Source organism: Polaromonas sp., from assembly GCF_030689685.1.
Lineage (GTDB): Bacteria > Pseudomonadota > Gammaproteobacteria > Burkholderiales > Burkholderiaceae_C > Polaromonas.
In genome coordinates this window covers 62,555-86,784 of the sequence record NZ_JAUYEY010000019.1, presented here as the reverse complement: position 1 = coordinate 86,784, position 24,230 = coordinate 62,555, and the positions used below count along the sequence as shown (strand labels likewise).

27 protein-coding genes and 2 pseudogenes are annotated in these 24,230 nt (G+C 62.3%); 3 read left to right on the top strand and 26 right to left on the bottom strand.

Annotation, left to right across the window (positions count from 1 at the left end):
• A pseudogene (locus tag Q8O29_RS04885) lies at window positions 1–186 on the top strand (sigma factor-like helix-turn-helix DNA-binding protein); the annotation flags it as partial.
• 163 nt (window positions 187–349) lie between these two features.
• On the opposite strand, the gene Q8O29_RS04880 reads toward Q8O29_RS04885, so the two are convergent.
• The 8 genes from Q8O29_RS04880 to Q8O29_RS04845 are packed head-to-tail and all read right to left on the bottom strand — an operon-like array spanning window position 350 to window position 7,052.
• Window positions 350–1,366: an aldo/keto reductase gene (locus tag Q8O29_RS04880; RefSeq protein WP_371134148.1), complete on the bottom strand. Its 1,017-nt coding sequence runs from the start codon at window positions 1,364–1,366 to the stop codon at window positions 350–352.
• A gap of 3 nt (window positions 1,367–1,369) precedes the next feature.
• The gene (locus tag Q8O29_RS04875; protein WP_305560929.1) at window positions 1,370–2,335 is read right to left on the bottom strand and encodes a Gfo/Idh/MocA family oxidoreductase; all 966 of its coding nucleotides are present in this window, start codon (window positions 2,333–2,335) and stop codon (window positions 1,370–1,372) included.
• Window positions 2,336–3,202, bottom strand: a complete 867-nt coding sequence (locus tag Q8O29_RS04870; RefSeq protein ID WP_305560928.1) for a class III extradiol dioxygenase subunit beta — start codon at window positions 3,200–3,202, stop codon at window positions 2,336–2,338. It lies immediately after the preceding gene.
• Window positions 3,203–3,204: 2 nt separating this feature from the next.
• Window positions 3,205–3,648 carry a protocatechuate 4,5-dioxygenase subunit alpha gene (gene ligA / locus Q8O29_RS04865; RefSeq protein ID WP_305560927.1) on the bottom strand — a complete coding sequence of 148 codons (444 nt, stop codon included), beginning with the start codon at window positions 3,646–3,648 and terminating at the stop codon, window positions 3,205–3,207.
• Window positions 3,649–3,650: 2 nt separating this feature from the next.
• On the bottom strand, window positions 3,651–4,577 hold the full coding sequence (locus Q8O29_RS04860) for an amidohydrolase family protein (RefSeq protein WP_305560926.1): 927 nt from the start codon (window positions 4,575–4,577) through the stop codon (window positions 3,651–3,653).
• Window positions 4,578–4,596: 19 nt separating this feature from the next.
• Entirely contained in the window at window positions 4,597–5,280 is a 684-nt protein-coding gene (ligK, locus tag Q8O29_RS04855) for a 4-carboxy-4-hydroxy-2-oxoadipate aldolase/oxaloacetate decarboxylase (RefSeq protein ID WP_305560925.1), read from the bottom strand.
• Between the two features lie 2 nt (window positions 5,281–5,282).
• Complete coding sequence (locus Q8O29_RS04850; RefSeq protein WP_305560924.1) at window positions 5,283–6,317, bottom strand: amidohydrolase family protein; 1,035 nt, start codon at window positions 6,315–6,317, stop codon at window positions 5,283–5,285.
• A gap of 24 nt (window positions 6,318–6,341) precedes the next feature.
• Window positions 6,342–7,052, bottom strand: coding sequence for a substrate-binding domain-containing protein (locus tag Q8O29_RS04845; protein ID WP_305560923.1), 711 nt, complete (start codon window positions 7,050–7,052; stop codon window positions 6,342–6,344).
• A 102-nt stretch (window positions 7,053–7,154) separates the two neighbouring features.
• On the opposite strand from Q8O29_RS04845, the gene Q8O29_RS04840 reads away from it, so the two are divergent.
• Window positions 7,155–8,087: a LysR substrate-binding domain-containing protein gene (locus tag Q8O29_RS04840; protein ID WP_305560922.1), complete on the top strand. Its 933-nt coding sequence runs from the start codon at window positions 7,155–7,157 to the stop codon at window positions 8,085–8,087.
• Window positions 8,088–8,129: 42 nt separating this feature from the next.
• On the opposite strand, the gene Q8O29_RS04835 is transcribed toward Q8O29_RS04840, so the two are convergent.
• The 8 genes from Q8O29_RS04835 to Q8O29_RS04800 form a co-directional block, all read right to left on the bottom strand.
• Window positions 8,130–9,014 carry a DUF1932 domain-containing protein gene (locus Q8O29_RS04835; RefSeq protein WP_371134151.1) on the bottom strand — a complete coding sequence of 295 codons (885 nt, stop codon included), beginning with the start codon at window positions 9,012–9,014 and terminating at the stop codon, window positions 8,130–8,132.
• 57 nt (window positions 9,015–9,071) lie between these two features.
• Window positions 9,072–9,995 carry a tripartite tricarboxylate transporter substrate binding protein gene (locus tag Q8O29_RS04830; RefSeq protein ID WP_305560935.1) on the bottom strand — a complete coding sequence of 308 codons (924 nt, stop codon included), beginning with the start codon at window positions 9,993–9,995 and terminating at the stop codon, window positions 9,072–9,074.
• Between the two features lie 170 nt (window positions 9,996–10,165).
• On the bottom strand, window positions 10,166–11,485 hold the full coding sequence (locus tag Q8O29_RS04825; RefSeq protein WP_305560920.1) for a TRAP transporter large permease: 1,320 nt from the start codon (window positions 11,483–11,485) through the stop codon (window positions 10,166–10,168).
• Window positions 11,482–11,958 carry a TRAP transporter small permease gene (locus Q8O29_RS04820; protein WP_305560919.1) on the bottom strand — a complete coding sequence of 159 codons (477 nt, stop codon included), beginning with the start codon at window positions 11,956–11,958 and terminating at the stop codon, window positions 11,482–11,484. Before Q8O29_RS04820 ends, Q8O29_RS04825 begins: the two co-directional genes overlap by 4 nt.
• A 102-nt stretch (window positions 11,959–12,060) precedes the next feature.
• Entirely contained in the window at window positions 12,061–13,089 is a 1,029-nt protein-coding gene (locus Q8O29_RS04815) for a TRAP transporter substrate-binding protein (RefSeq protein WP_305560918.1), read from the bottom strand.
• 181 nt (window positions 13,090–13,270) lie between these two features.
• Window positions 13,271–14,257, bottom strand: coding sequence for a PDR/VanB family oxidoreductase (locus Q8O29_RS04810; protein WP_305560917.1), 987 nt, complete (start codon window positions 14,255–14,257; stop codon window positions 13,271–13,273).
• Window positions 14,258–14,384: 127 nt separating this feature from the next.
• The gene (locus Q8O29_RS04805; protein ID WP_305560916.1) at window positions 14,385–15,182 is read right to left on the bottom strand and encodes a GntR family transcriptional regulator; all 798 of its coding nucleotides are present in this window, start codon (window positions 15,180–15,182) and stop codon (window positions 14,385–14,387) included.
• Between the two features lie 4 nt (window positions 15,183–15,186).
• Window positions 15,187–16,281, bottom strand: a complete 1,095-nt coding sequence (locus Q8O29_RS04800) for an aromatic ring-hydroxylating dioxygenase subunit alpha (RefSeq protein WP_305560915.1) — start codon at window positions 16,279–16,281, stop codon at window positions 15,187–15,189.
• A 140-nt stretch (window positions 16,282–16,421) separates the two neighbouring features.
• Between Q8O29_RS04800 and Q8O29_RS04795 the strand changes: the two genes are divergently transcribed.
• Window positions 16,422–17,546 (top strand): 5-methyltetrahydropteroyltriglutamate--homocysteine S-methyltransferase, encoded by a 1,125-nt coding sequence (locus Q8O29_RS04795; RefSeq protein WP_305560914.1) that lies wholly within the window; start codon window positions 16,422–16,424, stop codon window positions 17,544–17,546.
• 207 nt (window positions 17,547–17,753) lie between these two features.
• Here the strand turns inward: Q8O29_RS04795 and Q8O29_RS04790 are convergent.
• The 10 genes and pseudogenes from Q8O29_RS04790 to Q8O29_RS04750 all read right to left on the bottom strand — a co-directional run bounded on the left by Q8O29_RS04790 (window position 17,754) and on the right by Q8O29_RS04750 (window position 24,192).
• Window positions 17,754–18,304, bottom strand: a pseudogene (locus tag Q8O29_RS04790) (AbiEi antitoxin N-terminal domain-containing protein).
• Between the two features lie 130 nt (window positions 18,305–18,434).
• The gene (locus Q8O29_RS04785) at window positions 18,435–18,833 is read right to left on the bottom strand and encodes a PIN domain-containing protein (RefSeq protein ID WP_305560913.1); all 399 of its coding nucleotides are present in this window, start codon (window positions 18,831–18,833) and stop codon (window positions 18,435–18,437) included.
• Window positions 18,830–19,090, bottom strand: coding sequence for an AbrB/MazE/SpoVT family DNA-binding domain-containing protein (locus Q8O29_RS04780; protein WP_305560912.1), 261 nt, complete (start codon window positions 19,088–19,090; stop codon window positions 18,830–18,832). Before Q8O29_RS04780 ends, Q8O29_RS04785 begins: the two co-directional genes overlap by 4 nt.
• 9 nt (window positions 19,091–19,099) lie before the next feature.
• Window positions 19,100–19,261, bottom strand: coding sequence for a glutathione binding-like protein (locus Q8O29_RS20330; RefSeq protein ID WP_371134147.1), 162 nt, complete (start codon window positions 19,259–19,261; stop codon window positions 19,100–19,102).
• Between the two features lie 17 nt (window positions 19,262–19,278).
• Window positions 19,279–19,692 carry a type II toxin-antitoxin system VapC family toxin gene (locus tag Q8O29_RS04775; RefSeq protein ID WP_305560911.1) on the bottom strand — a complete coding sequence of 138 codons (414 nt, stop codon included), beginning with the start codon at window positions 19,690–19,692 and terminating at the stop codon, window positions 19,279–19,281.
• On the bottom strand, window positions 19,689–19,940 hold the full coding sequence (locus Q8O29_RS04770; protein WP_305560910.1) for an antitoxin: 252 nt from the start codon (window positions 19,938–19,940) through the stop codon (window positions 19,689–19,691). Before Q8O29_RS04770 ends, Q8O29_RS04775 begins: the two co-directional genes overlap by 4 nt.
• A 71-nt stretch (window positions 19,941–20,011) precedes the next feature.
• On the bottom strand, window positions 20,012–20,647 hold the full coding sequence (locus Q8O29_RS04765) for a glutathione S-transferase family protein (RefSeq protein ID WP_305560909.1): 636 nt from the start codon (window positions 20,645–20,647) through the stop codon (window positions 20,012–20,014).
• A 274-nt stretch (window positions 20,648–20,921) separates the two neighbouring features.
• On the bottom strand, window positions 20,922–21,908 hold the full coding sequence (locus Q8O29_RS04760) for a tripartite tricarboxylate transporter substrate binding protein BugD (RefSeq protein WP_305560908.1): 987 nt from the start codon (window positions 21,906–21,908) through the stop codon (window positions 20,922–20,924).
• Window positions 21,909–21,976: 68 nt separating this feature from the next.
• Complete coding sequence (locus Q8O29_RS04755) at window positions 21,977–22,822, bottom strand: CoA ester lyase (RefSeq protein ID WP_305560907.1); 846 nt, start codon at window positions 22,820–22,822, stop codon at window positions 21,977–21,979.
• Window positions 22,819–24,192 carry an MmgE/PrpD family protein gene (locus Q8O29_RS04750; RefSeq protein WP_305560906.1) on the bottom strand — a complete coding sequence of 458 codons (1,374 nt, stop codon included), beginning with the start codon at window positions 24,190–24,192 and terminating at the stop codon, window positions 22,819–22,821. Before Q8O29_RS04750 ends, Q8O29_RS04755 begins: the two co-directional genes overlap by 4 nt.
• Window positions 24,193–24,230 lie beyond the last annotated feature (38 nt).

Sequence of the window (24,230 nt, the reverse complement as noted above, 5' to 3'; positions counted from 1 at the left end):
CGCGCGAAGCCAAGGTGCTGCGCATGCGTTTTGGTATCGAGATGTCCACCGACCATACGCTGGAAGAAGTCGGCAAGCAGTTCGACGTGACGCGTGAACGCATCCGCCAGATCGAAGCCAAGGCGCTGCGCAAGCTCAAGCCCTTCGCGTTCGGACAAGTTGCGCAGCTTTATTGACACGCTGTAAAGCCAGGCCCGGCAAATAAAAGCCGCATCCCGTTTTGACGGGTTGCGGCTTTTTTTATTCTGGGCTGCCAGGCGCTGCGATTACAAGAAAAAACGGCTGTAGCCCTTATGCGACGGGCGCAACCAGCTATTAATACGGTAGCAAGTTCAGAATCTGCCCAGGCTCAGGCCTTGGCACCAAACTCTTCGGTATCGACTTCGCTGGCGCTCTGCGCGCTGTAGCGCTGGCCGGTCACCGTCTGCTGGTTGATCAGCGCCTCAAGCTTCGCCAGCAGCCCGGCATCCAGACGCACCGCCATCGCACCCAGATCGTCCTGCAGGTGCGCCACGCTGGTAGTGCCGGGAATCGGCACGATATGCGGCGCCTTGTGCAGCAGCCAGGCCAGCGCCAGCTGAGCCGGTGTGCAACCCGCCTCCAGGGCCAGCGCCTTGTAAGGCGGCAGCAGCTTGAGGTTGGCGGCGTAGTTGTCGGGCGCAAAACGTGGCATGGCGCTGCGTATGTCTTTGGCCTGCAGCGTGCTCACGTCGTGCAGCGCGTCGCACAGAAAGCCGCGCGCCACCGGGCTGAAAGCGACAAAAGCTGCCCCAATCTCGCGGCAGGCATCCAGAACAGCAATCTCGGGGTTGCGCGTCCACAGCGAATACTCGGTCTGCACCGCAGCAATCGGGTGCACCGCATGGGCCTTGCGCAGCGTCGCTGCCGATACCTCGGACAGGCCTATGCTGCGTACCTTGCCCTCCCGCACCAACTCGGCCATGGCGCCCACACTGTCTTCAATCGGCACCTTTTTGTCCCAGCGGTGCAGGTAGTACAGATCAATCACATCGGTCTGCAGGCGCTTCAGGCTGTCTTCGCAGTTTTTGCGAATGGTTGCCGGCCGCCCATCGATGACCCGCTTGATACCGTCGTCAAACTGCACGCCCGCCATGCCGCCCTTGCTGGCCAGCGTGAAGCGGCTGCGGTGTTTGGACAAGACTTTTCCGACCAGGGTTTCGTTGGCGCCAAAGCCATACAGCGCTGCGGTATCAAACAGCGTGACGCCGGCATCGAGTGCGGCCAGCAGCACACGTTCGCCCTGCTCTGCCGACGGCGGCGTGCCGTAAGCGTGGCTCAGGTTCATGCAGCCCAGGCCTATGGCCGAGACATCGAAGGCACCGATTTTTCGGGTGGGCAATGCCATGGCTTAGTTCAACTGCTGCTCAAGCTTGTGCAGCACCTCGTAGCAGGCCAGCACCTGGGCCACACTGCTGTTGGGTTCACGCCCCTCGCGGATGGCGGCAAAAAATTCGCGGTCCTGCAGCTCGATGCCGTTCATGGACACGTCCACTTTGCTCACGTCAATTTTTTCTTCCTTGCCCTCTTTCGTCGATTGCCACAGGTCGTCATAACGGGCCAGATAGGTGGCTGTGTCGCCGATGTAGCGGAAGAAGGTACCCAGCGGCCCGTCATTGTTGAAACTCAGTGACAGCGTGCAGATCGCACCGCTGGCCGCCTTGAGCTGGATGCTCATGTCCATGGCGATGCCCAGCGTCGGGTGAATCGGTCCCTGGATGGCGTTGGCCTGAACAATCGGGCTGCCGCACTGGTAGGCAAACAGATCTACCGTGTGCGCCGCGTGGTGCCACAGCAGGTGGTCGGTCCAGCTGCGCGGCTGGCCCAGCGCATTCATGTTGCTGCGGCGGAAGAAATAGGTCTGCACATCCATCTGCTGGATGTTGAATTTGCCCGCCGCAATTTCCTGGTGCACGTACTGGTGGCTGGGGTTGAAGCGCCGGGTGTGGCCGCACATCGCCACCAGGCCGGTCTGCTTTTGCAAGGCGACCACCTCTTTCGCGCCTTTGAGCGTGTCGGCCAGCGGGATCTCCACCTGCACATGTTTGCCGGCTTTCAAACAGGCGAGGCTTTGCCCGGCATGCATTTGTGTCGGCGTGCACAAAATGACGGCATCGACCTCCTTGAGCGACAGGCTGTCAGCCAGATCGGTGCTGACGTGGGCGATGCCGTATTTGGCGGCAATTTCTTTTGTCTTCTCCAGGTCGCGGCTGATCAGCGACACCACTTCAACGCCGTCTATGTTCTTGATGCCGTCAAGATGTTTGATGCCGAAGGCGCCGGCGCCTGCCAGCGCCACTTTGATGGTTTGAGCCATTTATTTGTTCTCCAGAATCAGGTGGCCCACCGCAGTGTTGCTGGCGGGCACGTGGTAGAAGCGATGCGCCACCGTGGGCGCGGGGCCGCCGGCCACATCGGCCATGGCGCCGCGTGCAATCAGCCACATGACCAGCTCTATCCCCTCCGAGCCTGCTTCGCGCACATAGTCAATGTGCGGCTTGCAGGCCAGGCCTTCCGGGTCGGCGATCAGCTGGTCCAGAAAGGCGTTGTCAAACTCTTTGTTGATCAGACCGGCGCGCGGCCCCTGCAACTGGTGGCTCATGCCGCCGGTGCCCCAGATCTGGACATTGAGTGGTTTGTCAAAACTCTCAATCGCCTTGCGAATCGCCTGGCCTAATTTAAAGCAGCGCATGCCCGACGGCACCGGGTACTGCACGACGTTGACGGCAAACGGAATCACCGGGCAGGGCCAGGCAAAATTCGACTGGGGAGGCTGGCCGCACATCAGCGACAGCGGCACAGTCAGGCCATGGTCCACGTCCATCTTGTTGACGATGGTCAGGTCAAAGTCCTGCTGGATCACCGACTGCGCAATATGCGCCGCCAGCTCGGGGTGGCCCTGCACCACCGGCACGGGGCGCGGCCCCCAGCCTTCGTCGGCTGGCTGGTAGGACGCCGCCGTACCAATCGCAAAAGTGGGAATCATCTCCAGGCTGAAAGCGGTGGCATGATCGTTGTAGACCAGAAAAATCACGTCGGGCGGATTCTCCTTGAGCCACTGTTTCGAGAAGTCATACCCCTTGAACACAGCTTGCCAGTAAGGCTCGCTGCTTTTGCCCAGATCGAGTGCTGCACCAATGGCAGGTACGTGAGAGGTATAAACCGATGCGGTAATTTTTGCCATGTTCATGGATTCCGTGCTGCGCCGGCTTTGCCTTGCGGCTGGCGATGGGCCTGGGCGCTGCCGTCTTCGCCGATCACGCGGTTGCCTTCGACCGAACGGCCGCCGGAGATCATCATGTCGCGGTACTCCTCTTCGGTCATGCCGGTCATGCTGCCTGCCATTTGCTGAAAACTCTTGCCGTCGGTGGCCCCGATCTTGGCCAGGAAGTAAATATTGCCGCCGGCCTTGATACAGCGGTTCAGGTCGCGCGCCAGCACTGCCTGCTTCTGCTCTTCGGTCATCGGCCACTCGTCGAGGTAGGCGCGTTCGCTGGCCTTGAAGCGCTCGCGGTTGGCCGCCTTCATGAGCGACATGCAGAACTGGTTCAGGTGGTAACCGAGGCGCGACTGCTCGGCATCAAAAATGGTGGTGCCTGGAACGTCAAGGTAAGGTTTTGCGAGGGACATGGTCAGTTGGTCCAGTAAAGCCGCGTCGGGTTATCGACCAGCAGTTTTTGTTGCAACTCAGAGGTGGTGGCAATCTGGGGAATGTAGTCCACCAGCAGGCCGTCGTCGGGCATGTGGTCTTTCATGTTGGGGTGCGGCCAGTCGGTGCCCCAGAGCACACGGTCAGAAAAAGTCTCTACCAGGCGCCGGGCAAACGGCACCACGTCCTGGTAAGCGTGCTGCTGGCCGTTCAGGGCCGGCGGGCCGCTCACGCTCAGGCGTTCCGGGCAGCTGACCTTGCTCCAGATGTTGCTGTGCTCACGCATCATCTTCACAAACAGCTCGAACTCGGGGCCGTCCACCGGCTTGCTGACATCGGGCCTGCCCATGTGGTCCACCACCACCGTGGTCGGCAGCGTGGTGAAAAAATCGTACAGCTCGGGCAGGTCCTGCGCCTCGAAGTACACCACCACATGCCAGCCCAGCGGGGCAATGCGCTGGGCAATCTCCAGCAAAACCTCGCGCGGCGTGAAGTCGGCCAGGCGCTTGACGAAGTTGAAACGCGTGCCGCGCACACCGGCGGCGTGCATGTCCTGCAGCTCGGAATCAAGCACATCGCGCTTGACCGTGGCCACGCCGCGTGCCTTGTTGTCCGCGTGCCTGAGGGCATCGACCAGCGCCCGGTTGTCGCTGCCGTGGCAGGTGGCCTGCACGATCACATTTTTATCGAAGCCCAGATGGTCGCGCAGCGCGAACAACTGGTGTTTGGACGCATCACACGGCGTGTACTTGCGCTCTGGCGCATAGGGAAACTGTGCGCCAGGACCGAACACATGGCAATGCGCGTCCACCGCGCCGGCAGGCAGCTTGAAGCGGGGTTTGCTGGGGCCGGTGTACCAGTCGAGCCAGCCAGGCGTTTTGGCGAAGTCGACGCTTGCAGCTTTTGTCATGGTCAGCAATCAGTCTGTGTCAGTCGATGTACTTCAGGCCCAGCTTGGCCAGCGGCTCTCGCATGCTGTACATGTCCAGGCCCAACACACCCGAGGCGAGTTTGGCGCGTTTTTCGCCTTCATTGGCTTCTCTAGCCTGCGCGCTGTCCGCCACTTTTTGAGCCCAATCTGCAGGCACCACCACCACGCCATCGTCATCGGCGACAACCACGTCGCCGGGTTTGACGCTCATGCCGGCGCACACCACGGGGATATTGACCGAGCCCAACGTGGCCTTGACCGTGCCCTTGGAGCTGATCGCACGGCTCCAGACCGGAAAGCCCATTTCAGTCAGGGTCTTCACGTCGCGGCAACCGCCGTCGATGATCAGGCCACGCGCGCCGCGCGCCATGAAGCTTGTGGCCAGCAAGTCGCCAAAAAAACCATCGGTGTTGTCGGTGGTGCAGGCCGCCACCACGATGTCACCGGGCTGAATCTGCTCGGCCGCCACATGCATCATCCAGTTGTCGCCGGGCTGCAGCAGCACGGTCACGGCCGTGCCCGAAATCTGCGCACCGGCATAGATGGGTCGCATACAGGTCTTCATCAGGCCAACGCGACCCATGGCTTCATGCACGGTGGCTGAGCCGTACTGCGCCAGTCTGTCGGTCGCCGTGCGGTCAGCCCGTTTGATATTGCGGTAAACAACGCCTAGTTCAAACATGTTCACTTCCCTTGTTTTTTGAGCAGCGCGTCGAGGCGCGGGAACACGCGGCGCGTGTTGGCTTCGTAGATCTGGTGCTTGTCGTCGGCGCTCAGGATTGTGGAGGCCTCAATGTAGCGCTTGGTGTCGTCATAGTAGTGGCCGGTCTCCGGATCGATGCCGCGTACCGCGCCGATCATCTCCGAGGCAAACAGCACGTTTTTCACCGGGATCACCGTGTTGAGCAGGTTGATGCCCGGCTGGTGGTAGACGCAGGTGTCAAAGAAGACGTTGCCCAGCAGGTGATCGGCCAGCAGCGGCTTTTTCATCTCCTGCGCCAGGCCGCGAAAGCGACCCCAGTGGTAAGGCACGGCGCCTCCGCCATGCGGAATCAAAAAGCGCAGCGTCGGGAAGTCCTTGAACAAATCGCCCTGGATCAATTGCATGAAGGCCGTGGTGTCGGCATTCAGGTAATGCGCGCCGGTGGTGTGAAAGGCCGGGTTGCAGGAGGTAGAGACGTGGATCATCGCCGGCAGGTCGTACTCGACCATCTTTTCGTAGATCGGGTACCAGAGCTTGTCGGTCAGCGGTGGGCTGGTCCAGTGGCCGCCTGACGGGTCGGGGTTGAGGTTGATGCCGACGTTGCCGAATTCCTTGACGCATTTCTCAAGTTCGGGGATGCAGGTCGAAGGCTGAACACCGGGCGACTGCGGCAGCATGGCCACCGGCACAAAATGGTCGGGAAACAACTGGCTGACACGAAAGCAAAGCTCGTTGCAGATAGCGGCCCAGGTCGATGACACCTCGAAGTCGCCGATGTGATGGGCCATGAAACTGGCGCGCGGCGAGAACAGCGTGATGTCGCTGCCACGCTCTTTCATCAGGCGCAACTGGTTGGTCGCTATGGACTCGCGCAGCTCGTCGTCGCTGATCTTCAGATCTGCCACCCTTGGCTTGACCGAGGGGTCCTTGATGCCAGCGATCTGCTGGTTGCGCCAGGCCTCCAGCGCCTTGGGCGCGGTAGTGTAGTGGCCGTGGCAGTCAATGATGATGCTCATGTTTCTCCTGTGTTCATGTTGTGGTCAGGCCGGCTCCATGCCCTGGCGGCGTTTGGCCTCAGCGGCCTGCGGCGAACGCATGTAATCGAGCAGAGCATGCACCCGCCCGGCTTGCGCTGAACCCGCAGCCACGCTGGCGTGAACGCCGGCGCAAAAGGTGGTGATGATCTGGATCGCCGGCGGCAACGGGCCAAGCACGGTGATGCCTTCGACGTTGAGCAGCTCGCTCAGTTGCTGGAAACCCAGCTCGACCGCGCCGCGCGCCACCAGCGCTCCGACCGGCACGCCCGGCGGCGCCTGCACCATACGGTCCTGGATCTCGTCTGCGATACCCCAGTGCTCGAACAATTTAGCCAGGGCCACACCACTGGGCCCGGTCGAGTAGCTGATGCTGCGCGCGGCCAACACAGCTCGTTTGACTGCGTCTTCAGAGTCGATCTGCGGCAAAGGCGCACCGGCACGCACGCAAACCGCGACTCCTGAGCGAACCAGATCAAGCTTGCTGCCCGCCTGCAGGTGCCCGCTGGTGATCAATCTGTCGATGGCGTCGGAGGCCAGCACCACCAGGTCGAAAACTTCACCGGCCTGCACACGTTTTGCGGCATCCACCCCAGCCACCGCCTCCATCGTGACCGCGCAGTCCGACTGCCGCTCGAACGTCGACACCAGTTCGGCCAGCACCTGCCGGGTGGCCATGGAAGAAATACCGTGGAGCGCGAATGCGGCGGTTTGCATGAGGCAATTCTGGTTGGTTTTGCGGCGCGGGAAAAGGCCCCGCCCCGACTAGCAGGTATACCATTTGGGCATAATTTTCCAAAGCTTATTCAAAACACCATCATGGACCTCAAGCAACTCGAATACTTTGTGCGGGTCGCCGAACTCGGCAGTTTCACCCGCGCCTCGATTGCGCTGGACATTGCCCAGCCTGCGCTGAGCCGACAGGTGCGCCTGCTGGAAGTCGAGCTGCGGCAAAACCTGCTGACCCGCACCGGACGCGGCGCCCTGCCGACAGAAGCCGGCAAGCTGCTGCTCAAACACGGGCGCGGCATTTTGCACCAGGTGGAGGTCGCGCGTGAAGAACTGGGCGCCGTGCGCGGCAACCTGGCAGGCCGGGTTTCCATCGGCCTGCCGCCCAGCCTGTCCAAGCTTGTCACGGTGCCGCTGACCCAGGCCTTCAGGCAACAACTGCCACTGGCGCAACTGACCTTGACAGAGGGGTTTTCGGTGTTGATGCAGGAGGGTCTGCGTGTCGGCAACCTCGACATGGCCGTGCTCTACAACTCCGAACGATCCCCCGAGCTGGAAACGGCAACACTGAATTCCGAAGAGCTGGTGCTCATTTCACAAAAAAGCAGCGACAAGGCCGGCGCTGCAAAAAAAATTGTGCCCGGCAAGCGTCTGCCCATCACCCTCGCAGAAGTGGCCAAGCTGCCACTGATTCTGCCCAGCCGGCCGAATGCTTTCCGCATCCTGGTCGAAGGCGAAATGATCACGATAGGCTGCAAGCCGCAGATCACGCTGGAGGTGGACGGTCTGAACGCCATCCTGAGCCTGGTCAGGGAGGGCATGGGTCACGCCGTGCTGCCAAGTTATACGCTGAGCAACGCCGAAGATCCTGCGCATTTCACCTTGCGCAGCATCCGCTCGCCGCGCATCATGAGCGAGTTGACACTGGTGCGTTCATCGCGGCGGGCCAGCACGGACACCCAGAAAAAGGCGATCAACCTGGTCAAGTCCGTGGTCATTGAAGCGATCAAGCCTTACGCCTGATCTGGCGGCATCCCCGACCCTGAAGGCAGGTCCAGACGCGCACTACGGCTTCGTCAATGTTGCAGCCAACAGCCGGTCAGCGTAGTCCTGCCAACGCGCCTCTTTGCCAAGCCCTCTGAACACGCCTTGCTTCGCCTGATCGGCCACCCACTGCTGCTTGCTGGCGATGGCGGAAGCCATGACGGGCTCGAAGCCCGAACCGGCTTCGCCCACGGTGTTGGCCGCCTCGCGCATCTCCTCGGCACGGCGCTGGCCGTGCTGCACCACCCGGCTGAAAAAGTAAGCGCCCTGCTTGTCCCAGTCAATGCCCGGAAAGGTTTCAGCCAGCGTAGGCAGCACATGGTCCTCCACGCCGTAAGCGCGGGCGGTGGTGTAACTTTCGATCACCAGCGCCTCCAGGCCCTTGATCATCACGCTGCGGCACATCTTGATGGCGCTGGCCACACCAAGTTTTTCGCTGACAGCTTTGGCCTCCATGCCCCACGCGCCCAGCACGGCCGCCAGATCGGCAGCCAGCGCGCCGCCCAGCAGCATGGGCACCCGAATGCCATAAGGCGGCACCGAGGTCATCACGCCTGCTTCCACATAGCGGCCACCGGCTGCATTGATGAGTTCCGCTGCTTGCTGCTTGGTGCCGGGCGAGGCCGAGTTGAGGTCCAGAAACACCGTGCCGGGCCGGATATGGGGCGCGGCCGTCTGGGCCACGGCCAGTGTGTTGGATGCGGTGACGGCCGAGATCAGCAGATCCGAGCGCGCGCATAACTCGGCCACCGAACCACAAGCCGCCACGCCCGCCTGCGCTGCATGTGCGCGTTGCGCCTCACGCAGTGCGGGCGCATCGAACTTGAGATCCCAGACACTGACGCCCGAAACATTGCTTTGCAGGCCAGCGGCAAAAATTTTGCCCACCTCGCCATAACCAATCATGCCCAAGTGTTCAAACTTCACGACTGACAACTCCTTCATCAGACAGGCCTGCGTTTTTTATTGCGTGGGTATTTTTGCGCGGACGATCACATCACCCCACCGCTTCGTTTCGCTGGCCAGCAACTCGGCCGCCTGCGCGGGTGAGCTGGAGCGTGCTTCCACGTTCAGGTCCTGCAGCTTCTTGCGAACATCTGGCGAATTGACCGCAGCGGCGATTTCCTTGTTCAAACGGGCGATCACGTCCTTGGGGGTTTTGGCCGGCGCGGCCAGGGCATTCCAGCTAGACGCCACGAAAGTCGTCAAGCCGCTTTCCTTGGCGGTGGGCACATCGGGCAACACGGCGGTGCGCTTGTCGCCGGTGACCGCCAGCACGCGCAGTGCATTGGCCTTGACCTGCGGCAGGACGGGGCCCAGGATTTCCACCGCCGCGTCGATCTGGCCGCCACGCAATGCCGTGATCACGGCCGGCGTGCCGTTGAACGGAACGATCTGCACATCCGTGCCCGAGCTGGTCTTGAACAATTCGGCGGCCAGGTTTTGCGTGCTGCCAATGTTGATGCTACCGAGATTGAGCTTGCCGGGATTGGCTTTGGCGAAGGCCAGTAACTCTGCAAGCGTCTTGAATTTCGAATCTGCCGGTGTGAGAATGGCGATGTCAAAAAATCCCAATGTAGACACCGGCGCGAAATCGCGCGCCGTGTCAAACGGCAACGACTTGAACAGGCCCGCGCTGACCGCCGTTCCGTTGGACATCAGCAGCAGCGTGTGGCCATCGGGCTCGGCCTTGGCCACCGCATCGCCGGCTACCACGCCGCCGGCTCCGGGCTTGTTGTCCACCACCACCGGCTGCCCCAGCGACTCGCTGAGCTTTTGCGCCACCGTGCGCGCGGTCAGGTCCGCCACGCCACCGGCACCGAAAGGCACCACGATCCTGACGGGTTTACTTGGAAAGGTTTGTGCTGCGGCCAACGAAGCCAGCATCAGGGAGACCAGGAGGCCGCAAGCAAGGCGTTGGAATGTCATGAAAAATCTCCGGGGTTTGCCATCTTCGCAAAAAGTCATGAATAAAAAATAGCTCCAGCCCATAGCCGTCGGTCGTAGTCAGCTATTGATTCAATAGCACGCCAACAACTGCGCGGCGCAGACCTGCATTACCCCACGAACTTGACCAGCCAAAGCGATATGGGTGGGAACGCCAGCAACAAGATGGTACGGAGCACGTCGCTGACCAGGAAAGGCATCACGCCCTTGTAACTCTCCGAGATGGGCACGTCCTTGGCCATGCCGTTGACCACGTAGACGTTCAGCCCCACTGGCGGCGCCAGCAGGCCAAAGCCCACCGTCATCAGCACCATGATGCCAAACCAGATGGCCACCGACTCGGCTGGCATGCCGAAGTCCAGCCCCATCACCACCGGGAAGAAGATCGGGATGGTCAGCAGGATCATGGACAACTCGTCCATCACCGCGCCCAGCACCACGTAAAACAGCAGGATGCCCGACACCACCAACACCGGCGCCACGCCCCAGCCCTGGATGACGCCGGCCAGCTGGGCCGGCACCTGGGTCAAGGCCAGAGCGGTATTCATCATGTCGGCGCCGATAAAGATCATGAAGATCATCGCGCTGCTGCCCGCCGTGGAATAAAAGCACAACTTGATCTTGTGCAGCGTCAGCTCGCGCCGGAGCATGGCCGCGATGAAGGTCGCCGCCGCACCCACGCCCGCGCCCTCGGTGGGCGTGAACAGCCCGCCGTAGATGCCGCCAAAGACGATGACGAAAATAATGGCGATGGGCGTCACAGCCATGACGCCGGCCAGCGTCATGCGCGGGCGATCCTCGTCATGTTCGGGCGCATGGCCGGGAAACAGGCGTACATACACGGCGATGGCAACCATGTACCCGAACATGGCAATGATGCCGGGGATGGTGGCCGCCGCAAACAGCTTGGCAATGTTCTGCTCGGTCAGGATGGCGTAAATCACCAGGGGGACGGACGGCGGAATCAATATGCCCAGCGTGCCGCCTGCCGCCAGCGTGCCGGTGGCGAGGCGCCCGGAATAGCCGTGGCGCTTCATCTCGGGCAGGGCCACCGAGGTGATGGTGGCCGCTGTGGCAATGGACGAGCCGCAGATGGCGCCGAAGGCCGCACTGGCCATCACCGCTGCCATGGCCAGCCCGCCGCGAAAGCCAGCCATGACCACACTCGCAAACTGGAACAAGGCCTTGGAAATGCCACCCTGTGTGGCGAAGTTGCCCATCAGAATGAACAGCGGAATGACCGACAGGTCGTAGCTGGCAAACCGCGCGTACGCCAGGCCATTGAGGTTGTTGAGAAACGGCGCCAGGCCGACCTGATAAAGGTAGCCGAACACGCCCGCGATAAACATGGAAATCGCGATCGGCACCCGGATCGCCATCAGGCCCAGCATGCAGGCAAAAATGAGGCCCGCCAACATCAAGGAACTCATTTGGCCTGCTCCGGAAAATCGCCATACACAGTCTGGGCCAAGGCAATCACCCCGGCCAGCACAATCGGGGGCACCATGAAAGCGTAGACGATCCACTCGGGAAAGCCCAGCATCATGGTGGAGGAATTGGAGCGGAAGGCGCTGAGGCCGCCCACCGCCGTGCGCCAGGCCAGCACCAGCAGCACCGCGCCCAGCAAGGCGCTGCCCAGGCGGTCCAGCCGGCTGTTGGCAGCAGCGGACAGGCGCGCGGTGAAAAAGTCCACGATGATGTTTTCGCGCCTGAGCTGGCACAGCGGCAGGAACAGCGCCACGGCGGCGCCGGCGGCAGCGGCGGTCAACTCATAATCGCCGACCAGCGTCGTGCCAATGGTATTGCGCCCGATCAGGCTGACGCAGGTGATCAGCGTGATGACCGTCAGGATCACACCCGCCAGAACCGCGCAGGCTCCGGCCAACAGGGAAAGCAACTTCAATTCATCACCATGTAAGAGTAAGCCACCCCCTTCGCCTTCACGGCAAAACAGGGGGCAACGTTGTTGGCAACACCTGCAGACCGCGAGCGACCTGCGCGCCGATTATCGTTGGTACTTGGCGATCAGCGCACGAGCTTCGGAAGCCAGTTTGACGCCATCGATGTTCTTGCCCTTCATCTCGGCCACCCAGTCGGTCTCGACTGTGGAGGCCGTGCGGCGCCAGCGCTGCGTCTCGGCGATGTCCAGTGCAACGATGTTGTTGCCGGCTTTTTCAGCGATGGCGCGGCCGACCTTGTCGCCTTCGTCCATGGCACGGCCAAACATAGCTGCGGTTTCGATGCCGGAGTTGGCGTCAATCACCTTCTTCAGGTCGGCGGGCAATTTCTCGTAAGCCGCCTTGTTCATCGAGAACGCGAAGGTCTGCGTGTACAGGCCTTCCTGGCCGGCAAAGGTGGTGTGGTTCTTGACCAGCTCGCTGACCTTGAGCGCAGGCGTCACTTCCCAGGGGATGGTGGTGCCATCGATCACGCCCTTGGACAAGGCGTCGGTCACGGCCGGCACCGGCATGCCCACCGGCGTGGCGCCCAGCTTGGTCAGCATGCTGCTGATCACGCGCGAGCCGCCGCGTATCTTCATGCCGCGCAGGCTTTCAAGCCCCGTCACGGGCGTCTTCGTGTGGAACAACCCAGGGCCATGGGTGTGCACCGCGATCAGCTTGATGTCCTTGAACTCGTCGGCCGCGAACTTCTCGACATATTCTTGGAACGCGCGCGAAGACTGCTCAGCGTTGCCGCTCATGAAGGGCAGCTCGAACACTTCGGACTTGTTGAACCGGCCCGGCGTGTAGCCCAGCACCGTCCAGGTCAGGTCCACCACGCCGTCACGGGCCTGGTCGAACAACTGGGGAGGTGTGCCGCCAAGCTGCATGGCGTGAAATAGCTGCACCTTGATCTTGCCGCCCGAGTCCTTCTCAACTTTTTGAGCCCAGGGGATCAGCGCCTTGGCCGGAATGGTTGCCTGCTGCGGCAGCATCTGGTGCAGACGCAGCGTAACCTGTTGCGCGAAACCTGCGCTGGCCGCACACAAGGCGGCAACCGCCAGGGCGGTCTTGATAAGGGCTCTTTTTGTCACTTCAGTCTCCAGTCGTGGTGGTAAGAATCGAGGGTACTACTGCGTTGGCAGTTCCTTCATGCGGGCATTGCGAATTGTCACCCGGCAAAACCGTCAAGGGAACGGTGGACCGGGCTCTATCAGCTATACGATTTTGATATATCCGAGCCTCCGATATTTCAACAAGCATTTTGCATGGGGATCATTCCGCCCGCCATGCCGAATCCAGCGTGACCGAGCCAACCACTCGCGACACACAGGCGCAGATGCGGCGGTTCTCCTGCTTTTCGTGGGCACTGAGAAACACATCGCGGTGGTCCGCCTCGCCGTCGAGTGCCAGCACGTCCATGGCGCACAGGCCACATTCGCCGCGGCGGCAGTCCCACAAGGTTTCCACGCCGGCGCGCTCCAGCGCGTCCAGCAGCGTGGTGTCGGCCGGCACCATGATGTCGATCTGCTGGCGCGGCACACACACGCGAAAGGCCTGCGCGGCAAAGCGGCCGCTGCTGCCAAAGGTTTCAAAACGCAAGCCGGCGGGCGGGCGCCCGCCCCCGGACCAGGCCAGCTTGATCGCTTCCAGCATGGGCACCGGCCCGCAGGTGTAGAGCTGCCCACCGGCAGGCAGGGCAGCGACCTCGGCCGCGATGTCCATGCTTTCGCCACGTCCCGCCACAAAGGTTTGCAGGCTGTCGCCCAGGCTTTCACGCAGCAGCGGCAAAAACGCCAGTTCTTCCTGGGTGCGTGCGCCGTACAACATGCGCAGCGTGGCGCCGGTTTTTAATCCATGGGCTTTGAGCTGCTGCGCCATCATGACCAGCGGTGTGATGCCGATACCGCCGGCGACCAGCAGGTAGTGTGGCGCCGACAGGTCCAGCGCAAAATGGTTTTGCGGCTCGCTGACCTGCAAACGCTCACCCGTGGCGAGACGCCACATGGCCAGCGAGCCACCGCGGCCGTCATCCATGCGTTTGACGGCAATGCGGAAGTGGCTGCCGTCGGGCAGGCCCACCAGTGAATAAGAGCGTATCTGCACCTGGCCGTTGACCAGCAGCTGCATCTGCAAATGCGCGCCCGGCTCCCATGCAGTGGCCTGGCCCTGCGTGGGCCGGATATCGAACTCGCGCACGGTCGGTGTCAGGTCGCGCGTGGCGACAACGGTGGCGGGGTAAAGGGTTGCGTTGCTTTTCATGATTCACTAACCGTTGGCATCTGTCTCTTCAAGCCGGGGCCGCGGAACCGGCTTTGCCGGGCCGCAGGCGCAGCGCCCCCTCGGGGGGCAGCGAAGCACACGAAGTGGCGAGCGTGGGGGCCATGTATCAGCGGCGCCGTATCAGCTTCATGGCCTTGAGTGACTCGGGCATGTGGGCACCGGCCTGGCCGGAAAGCGCGTGGCGCAAATTGCGCTGCGCCAGGCGCGAGTGTTCGCGCATCAGCGCCTCGGCGCGTGTGCCCTCGCCGCGCTCAATCGCGTCCAGCACCTGCCAGTGCTGGTCCTGCGCCACCACCAGCATGTCGCGCGCCTGCGGCGAGTTGGACTGCGCCACCACAAAGGCCGAGGCCGATGCAAACGGCAGACTCACCACCCGCTCCAGCTGGCGCACGGTGACCGGGCTGTCGGCCATCTCATACAGCAGCGCATGAAAACGCTCGTTGAAATCAACGTAGGCAGAAAACGCTTCGTCCGTCAGCGCCGGGTCGGCCAGCACCGCATCCACCTGGCGCAAACACTCACGCGCCTCGGCCAGCACAACCGCAGGTGCGCCACGCTCTGCCGCCAGGCGCACCAGCAGGCCTTCCAAGGTGCCGCGCAGCTCAATCGCATCGGCAATGTCGCGCTCTGAAAACGCCTTGACCGCGTAACCGCCGTTGGGCAGGGCCTCCAGCAGGCCCTCTTGCTCCAGCCGCATCAGCGCGGCACGTATCGGCGTGCGCGAGACACCGATGCGCTCGACGATGGCCAGCTCGGCAATACGGGTGCCGCCGCCGAGTTCGCCCGAGAGAATCAGCTCGCGCAGCTTGAGCTGTGCCCGCACCTGCGCACTTTGAGTGCCAATTTGGCCTTCAGCCCCCGGCTGATCTGCGCCAGCAGCTATATTTTTGATAGCGGTCGCCATGTCCTCAAGCCACCTGCAGGATGGGGATCACCGCTGCGGGCGGTGTTTCACGCGCCACCAGCTTGTCAATCAGGCGCCGCGCCCACATGGAGCCGGCGTCGATGTTGAGGTTGTAAAACGGGTGGTCCGGGTGTTCGTTCATGGCAATCTGCTGCGCCTCCAGCACATGCTCGTCCTCGCGGAAGATGGTGGCCACACCTTCGCGTAGCTGGTGTGTCAGCGCCTGTTCATTCAGGCAGTAGTTGCGCGCAAAGGCCCAGAAGTAGTGACAGCTACCGTCGGTCTCGGGTGTCACGGTGTTGAGCACATACCCATTGACGCCGCGGCTGCGGTCGCCGGGCTGGCCGTCTTTGGGCGGCGCACCGCTGCCGGCCTCGGCCACACCCACGTCGATGTTGACGGTACACGGCGCTTCAAAACGGATGATCTGCCAGCGGTCCACCTTGCCCTGGTAGCCGCGCGCATGGTTGATCTGCCCGGCCCAGAACGGCGGGGCGTCAATGTTTTCCATCCAGCGCGTGACGCTGGCGCTGCGGTCGCCATGGGTGGCCACAAACGGTGCTTCGGCCACGGCGCGCTGGCCAATGCTGGAGCCGTGCACAAAGGTCTCGTGTGTCAGGTCCATCAGGTTGTCGATCACCAGGCGGTAGTCACACTGCACGGTGATCAGCTTGCCGTCTCCGGCCCAGGCAGGGTCGTCGTTCCAGTGCATGTCGGGCACCAGCGCCGGGTCGGCCTTGGCCGGGTCGCCCGGCCAGACCCAGATGAAGCGGTGTTTCTCAAGCACCGGAAAGCTGCGCACGCAGGCCGACGGGTTCAGCGTCTCCTGGCTCGGCATGTGGGTGCAGCGGCCCTGCGCGTTGTAAACCAGGCCGTGGTAACCGCAGGTGACCTCATCCCCATCGAGTGAACCCATGGACAGCGGCAGCAACCGGTGCCAGCAGGCGTCTTCCAGCGCGGCCACACTGCCGTCCAGCTTGCGAAACATCACCAGCTTTTGCTTGCAGATGGTGCGCGGTAGCAGCTTGCGCGCGACCTCCACGTCATAGGCAGCGGCATACCAGGCACTGAGAGGAAAGGTGGCTTTTTCAGCTTCCATGGATACGTATTGTATACATTTATTTCCATAAATAAATATTTTCAGGCTATTTATCTGATTTTATTAGATTTTTGTATTCATTGATTGATACAAAACATGCTTTAACATGCAAGCTGGCCAAAACTTCTCAGGAGACCTGTATGCGCACCCCCACCCCCCACCTGCCGGCTCGCTACGACCACGTCGGCAGTTTTTTGCGCCCCCAATACCTGCTGGAAGCCCGTGAGCAGAAAGCGAAAGGTGAGATCACACCCGCGCAGTTGCGCAAGGTGGAAGACAAGGCCATCACTGAGATCGTGAAGTTCCAGGAAGACGTGGGCCTGAAATCCATCACCGACGGCGAGTTTCGCCGCACCTACTTTCACATCGACTTTCTGGCGCAGATCGGCGGCGTGAAAACCGACATACCGGTCACCATCGTGCGCCCTGACGGCTCTCAGGAGCTGGCCCCGCCGGTGATGCGTGTGATCGACAAAGTGCGCCACGTCAAAGACATCCAGCTGGCCGACTTCCAGTACCTCAAGAGCCAGGTGTCAGCCGGCAACACGCCCAAGGTGACGATCCCCTCACCCACCATGCTGCACTTTCGCGGCGGCCGCGCCGGCATCAGCCGCGAACACTATCCCGAACTCGAGCCCGAGTTCTACCAGGACGTGGCCAATGCCTACGGCGACGAGCTGCGCAGCCTGGCTGCCGCCGGTTGCACCTATGTGCAGATGGACGACACCAACCTGGCCTACCTGTGCGACGAAAAAATGCGCGAAGCCGCCCGCCAGCGCGGTGACGACCCCAATGAGCTGCCGCACCGCTACGCCAAGTTCATCAACCTGGTGGTGGCGCAAAAACCCGCCGGCATGACGCTGGCCATGCACCTGTGCCGCGGCAACTTCAAAAGCACGCACGCCGCCAGCGGCAACTACGAGCCGGTGGCCGAGGCGCTGCTCAAAGAGATGAACCTCGACGCCTACTTCATGGAGTACGACGACATCCGCAGCGGCGACTTCAAACCCCTGCGTTACCTGCCCAAAGGCAAAACTGTGGTGCTGGGCCTGGTGACCACCAAGTTCGGCACGCTGGAAGACAAGGACGAACTCAAGCGCCGCATCGAACAAGCCGCCAAATACGCGCCGCTGGAGCAGCTGGCGCTGTCACCGCAGTGCGGCTTCAGCAGCACCGTGCACGGCAACGACATCGCCGTCGAAGCCCAGCGCACCAAGCTGCGCCTGGTGATCGAGACGGCGCAGGAGGTCTGGGGTTCGGTCTGATTTGCTTCAGGGACTGTTCGCTGAACAAAAAAGCCGCTGGTGGTTGCCAGCGGCTTTTTTTATGACAAATCGGGCTCCAGCCCATGTCAGGCGTTCGCAAGCAGCTATGAATTCAATAGCAATTAGCCGGCACGCCATTGAAGTCCGATTGCTCAGCCTTCGCCAGATTCAGCAGTCGCGCGCGTACCGAAGCTGCCAGGTCTTTGCTCATTCAATCGACTCAAGATAAGGGCGCATCACGTTGGCCACGCGGCAGATCTTTGCGAAGTGCCAGAGCTCGTCGGCTCTTGCTTTTTTTGCGAGCGAGCATCACGCAGCGCTTCCAGCGCCACATCGAGGCCAATCTTGTTGCGGTGCTTGAAGCAGTCGGCCACAGTTTTAGCCACGCCGTACACCTTCAGTGAAACCTGGTCGCGCTCAAACACCTCGATGCCTTCTGCATAAGCCTCGCCGGTGGATTGAATCATCCTGACCGGTGGGTAATCGATTTTTGGCACATGGCTGCCGCGCGGCATGGCAATCCAGACCTGGCGCGGCAGTTGCGTCGTGATGCCATGGAACTGCAGGGCGGTGAGCAGGCAGAACACCGCTTGGGGGACCCTGGCCGCAATCGTGGCGAGGGTTTCGTGTTCGGATGTCTGTGTGCCCGGCAGCCGGTACAGGCCACGGCCCACTTTTTCGAGTTGACCGCTGGCTGTCAGCCGCGTCAGCGTCACCCGCGCCACGCCTGTTTCCTTCAGATCGCCCGCGCGCAGCATGCCCTTCTGGCGCGCCAGTCGCCCAGGCTTTTGATCTTCTCGTCGATCAGGCGCGAGGGGGATGCGCCCTGAGGGCCTGTGCCCTGTTTCATGGTTGCACCTTTCACGGTGTTACTTCTCAGCGCACTACTCAACGCAATAACTGGTGTGTTCCGGTTTTGGCCGCTCTTTTGTCCAGGGTGAGTACGGGGGCATAGCCTGCTGCCTGTGACCGCACAGCCAGCAGGTAGTCAGAGAAATCGGCCGGCCCTTCGGCAAACATCATCAGGGACTGCCGCACAAGCGCAGGGGACTCTACCTTCAAATGGTCTTGCTCCAAAAGCGCGGCCAGGGCTGCATGAACCTCGGCACGGGCATAGGTGTAACTGCGCTCCAGAACCCAAGCCAGTTCGCACAGCACCACATGGTCAACATATGCCGGTGATTTGGGTGTGGCGTTGCCCTTCAACCATGCTTCTACTTTTGCAGCCTGCCGTGGGTCATCGTTGGTGAGCAGGCGCACCAGCAGATTGGTGTCCAGCGCAATCAAGATTTGCCGCCTGGCCTGTGCTTGGCCGCCAGGTGTGCCGCAATGCCTGCATCCATCTCCTCTACCGTGAGTGCCCGCTTGGGCTTGGGCAACAAACCGCGCAAAGCTGTCACGCCGGCACTGGGGCGCCGTTTCAAAATAATGGTGTCATCGTCCTGGATGGTCACCAATAATTGGTCTCCTGCCTCCAGGCCAAGGCGCGTTCGCACAGCGCTGGGCAGCGTCATCTGACCTTTGGTGGTGAGTGTGGCTTGCATTAAAATTCCTTACCTTTTGGTAAGAATAGCACAGGGTTCATCTCGCTTCAAGGCGCTCAGGCCGGTTTGAAGTCTCGGGCACAGCCAGCCAACATTGGCGAAGTCGGCTATTGAGATTTCTTCCCCTGCAAAGAAGGCGTAGTCGGCCAACCGGCCGTGAACCCCTGGCACGGCGCGTGTCGCATGCGCTACCAAACCTCCAGCTTCAAGCGATACGGCGGCCCCGCCGGCACTGGGGCAAATGCCTTGTCACGGCTGACCAGGGTTGCGTCCACCGTAACAGCGTGGGCGGCAATCATCATGTCAAAGTCACTGAGGTTGATACCCTGGGTTTCAAGGGTGGCGCACAACTCACCGTAGCAAGTGGCGACGGCTTCATCCCAGGGCAGTACGTCCATGCGCAGCAGCACCTGGGTCATGGCGTTTCTCAATCGTGCCGGCTGCCCTTTGCGGTGCAAGCCGTACTCCAGTTCTGCCAGGGTGATGCTGGACATCACCACCTGCCCCACGGGCAAGGCCGTGAGCCGTGCCAGTAGGGCTGAATCGCACCCTTGCATGATGTGGCTGACCACATTGGTGTCGAGCATGTAGCGCTGGCTCATTCCTCCGCGCCCTCAAAGGGGTCGCGTCGCGTGCGGGTTTGGCGACGCTTTATCAGCAGCTCATCGTCCTTGTTGTGCGCCACCACGTCGAGCAAGCCCTGCCAGTCTGTCGGTTTACGCGACAGCACCACATCGCCCGTGAGAGGGTCGTGGCGGATAAAGACTTCAGAGACGTCGAAGCGAAACTCCAGCGGCAAGCGGACGGCCTGGCTACGGCCGGTGGCAAAAATTTTGGCGGTTTGGTGCATGTTGAGCGCCCCCCATAAAGTGGTATTTATCATGATATATACCAACCCTCAGACTGTCAACAACCGTGTTGTTATATGCGCTTCAACGCGACATCAAACCCACGCGTTACCGCAGGCCGCGCCATCACCGCCCGGTACCACCGCTGCACATTCGGAAAGTCCGCCAGATCAATCTTGTGCCGCTCATGTCGCCAGACCCAGCCGACGATGGCGAAGTCGGCTATTGAGATTTCTTCGCCTGCGAAGAAGGCGTGGTCGGCCAGGCGGCGGTCCATCACGCCGTAGAGGCGTTTTGTTTCTGCCATGAAGCGCTCCAGGCCGTAGCGGCGGTCGGCTTCGTTTGTCAAAGCGATGAAGTGGTGCACCTGGCCGGGCATGGGGCCGAAGCCGCCCATCTGGAACATCAGCCACTCCATCACGGCAATACGAGCGCGTGGGTCTTTGGGCAAAAATTGGCCGGTCTTTTCGGCCAGGTAGATCAGGATGGCGCCGGACTCGAAAACGCTGATGGGCTGGCCACCCGGGCCGTCGGTATCGATGATGGAGGGGATCTTGTTGTTGGGGCTGATCTTCAGGAAGTCGGGCGCGGTCTGATCGCCCTTGGTTATGTCAACAACAAACACTTCGTAGGGCAAGCCCATTTCTTCGAGGGCGACGCTGATCTTGCGGCCGTTGGGGGTGTCGAAGGCGTAGAGCTGGATGGTCATGGGTTTTTTGTGGTGTTTGGTCGGCGGAAGGCAGTCTGCCACAGGATGGGGGTCCGGCGCTTGGTGCGGATGCGGGGCGAATGCGGGATCGGGGGCATGGAACCCGGATCGAGTCCGGGATGACAGCTTCGGGCGTTCTGGGCTCCTTGGCTGTCATTGCAGGCTTGACCCGCAATCCATGCCTGCGTGCGCGCGGCGCTTCCTATGCTCCTGTATTAATAGCAATATGCGCCCACCCGACATGGGCTACAGGCCTTTTTCGCTTGCAAACCGCTCAGTCGGCGTAAATGCCGGCTTTCTTGATCACCGGCCCCCACTTGCTGATCTCGGTCTCCAGGTGCGTCTTCAGGCCGGTGGCCGAAATCTTGTCCATCGGCGGAATGTCCGAGCTCAAATCAGTCAGGCGCTGCTTGACCACGGGGTCCTGCATGGCGGCCTTCAGCGCGGCGTTGAGCTTTTCCATCACGGGGGCCGGTGTGCCCTTGGGTGCATACATGCCGTGCCAGACCTTGACCTCGAAGCCCTTGAGGCCTTGTTCGTTGAGCGTGGGCACATTGGGCAGCGCAGCCAGGCGGGTCAGCGAAGTGACGCCGTAAACCTTGACGCGGTTTTCCTTGATCAGCGGCACGGTCTGCGTGGTCTGGTCGCACAGCAGATCGACCTGCCCGCCGAGCAGGTCGTTCATGGCCGGGCCGGTGCCCTTGTAGGGGATGGTGTTGAGCTCGACGCCCATCTGGCTCATGAACAGCAGGCCGCACAGGTGCGAGACCGCGCCCAGGCCGGCGTTGGCCAGCGAGACCTTGCCGGCGTTGGCCTTTACATAGGTTTGCAGCTCGGCAAAGTTGGCGGCCGGGAAGTCCTTGCGCGCCAGCAGCGTCATCGGCACATCAACCACCTGGCCGATGTACTCAAAGTCCTTGAGCGGGTCGAAGTTCAGCTTTTTGTACAAGGCAGGCGCGGTCGCCATGCCCATGTGGTGGATGAAGATGGTGTAACCATTGGGGGTGGCGCGCGCCACGCGGGTAGCGGCAATGGTGCCGCCTGCGCCCACGGTGTTTTCCACCAGCACGGTCTGGCCTAGCGCTTTGCCCATGGGGATGGCGATCATGCGCGCGACCACGTCGGTCGGGCCGCCGGCGGCAAACGGCACGACCAGCGCGACCGGTTTGTCGGGAAAGGCCTGGCTGTGCGCCTGCGTGGCCGCACCCAGGCTGAGTGCTGCGCTGCAGGCCAGCAGCAGGGTGTTGAGTTTGAGTTTCATGCTTGTCTCCTTGTGGTTAAAAAATGCTGCGCCGTTCGCTGCGATGGCTTCAAAAAACAGTCTGATGTTCATGTGTTTGACTCTGCTGCCAGCGTGCGCTCGGCCAGCCGCAGCACCGGCGTATCGACCATGCGGCCGTCCAACGTGAATACGGCGCCGCCGGCCTTGCGGCTGCCCTCGACAACGCGTCTGGCCCAGTCGAGCTCGGCGGCCGTGGGTGCCAGCGCTGTGTTGACGGCCGTCACCTGGGTGGGATGGATGCAGAGTTTGGCGCCGAAGCCGCTGCGCCGGCTGCGCGCGGCATCCCGCTGCAGTTGCGCGGTGTCGCCTGTGGCCGAGGTGACGCCATCGACGGGCGCGGCCAGGCCGGCGCGACGCGAGGCCAGCACCAGTGCCAGGCGCACCGGCCGCAGCTCGGCCTCGTCCGGACTGCAGGCCATGCCGAGGTCGGCCTGAAAATCCAGGTTGCCGAACACCAGGCGTGTCACACCTGTGCAGGCCGCCAACCCATCGAGCCCGGCGAGGCCGGCAGCGGTCTCGATCATGGGCAACACAGCACAGCCGGCGCCGACGTTGGCGGCGAGTTGCACGACACCGGCCACGGCTTCGGCCTTGGGCAGCACCACACCACCGAGGTTGAGCTTGGACAACAACGCCACCAGCGCCAGGTCGTCCGCATGCCAGGGCGAGCCAGCGGCGTTGATGCGCACCAGCACACGCGCGCGCTCGTCCGCATGCAGCGCGTCGAAGCCATCGGCCAGTTGCTGGCGCGCCGTCACCTTGGCGTCGGGCGCGACCGCGTCTTCCAGATCGACGATCACGGCGCCGGCGCCCGAGGCCAGTGCCTTGGCATAACGCTCGGGCCGGTCCGCCGGCACAAACAAAAAGGAACGCGCCGATGCGATGCTTGTCATGCGGCACCTGCCAGAAGCGGCCCGACCTTCGGGTGCTGCGCAATGGCCCAGAGCGCGTTGATGGCGTGCGCCATGTCGGCCTCGCTGGCGCCGCCGCTGAAGGCTGCCAGACGCTGCGCCTTGGCGGTGATCTCTTCGCGGCTCAGGGTGTTGCCAGGGTCGCCCTTGGGTTCGTCCACCCTGCCCTGTAGCGTGCGGCCGTCGCTGGTGGTGACGGTGACCTTGCCGATCCATCGGCGCGGGTAGGCGGCATCGACTTCGGCGTCGAGTTCCATCACGACCTTGTCGCGCAGCGCGACGGTCAAATCTTCCTGGAAGTGTTTGTCGAACTCGACCAGGCCAGCGTGGCCGAAACGCGCGACCAAGCCAAGCACTGTGCCCATGGAGAACTTGCTCTGGTGCGCCGTGACGGGATTGACCACGGGGCCCAGCACGTCGATCGCGCCCTGGTGCACATGTGTGACGACGCGCGCCAGGTCGGCAGGCTTCAGATGGTTGGCCTGCATCACCTGCAGCAGCGCGTCGGCCGCCGGATGGGTGTGGCGGCAGGAGGCGTGGTACTTGAAGGAAGTTTCGACCGTGGCCCAGCGCGTGCCCAGTGCGTCGGTCAGTTTGGCGGGGTCGGCGTCGCTGGACATGCCAGCCGCCATGCCCTGCGGGCCTTCGAGGATCTGCGCGGCGCCAGTGAAACCGTCACGCGCGAGGCAGGCCGACATCAGACCGGCCGCAGCCGCGTGAGCGGTGTGCAACTGCTTGGAGTCGGCGGCTGTGCGCAGAAACTCCCATAAGCCGGCCGACTGCGTGCCGGCCGAACCGAAGGCATGCTGCATCTGCGCCGCGTTCAGGCCCAGCAGGCTGCCGGCGGCCGCTGCGGCGGCCAGCGTGCCGGCGGTGCCCGTGGTATGAAACACCTTGTAATGCGAGCGGCCCAGGAACTCGCCGACACGGATACCGACTTCGTAGCCCGCCACAGCAGCGGTCAGCAGTTGCTGGCCGCTGCTGCCCAGGGTTTGCGCCATCGCCAGCGCGGCGGGGAACACGACAGTGGCCGGGTGGAAGACCGAACCGTTGTGAACATCGTCCTGCTCGGCCACATGCGAGGCGGCGGCGTTGGCCATGGCCGCGAAGTAGGCGCTGCTGCGACTTCGGTGAATCAGCACCTCGGCAGCGCCGCCGTTGGACCCCATGCTGGTCGCAAAGCTTGTGATGGTCTCGACCGGGCGCGAACCCTTGCCGGCGATCGCCGAGCCGAACCAGTCCACCAGCAAGTCTTCCGTCTTGGCGACCACGGAGGCGGGAATCGCGTTGAAGCGCAGGTTGGCGGCAAAGGCGGCGAGTTGGGCGCTGGGGCTTGGGTGTGTGGTGTTCATGCTTGTGTCATTTTTAAGTCAAATCGCTCGCTAGCCCA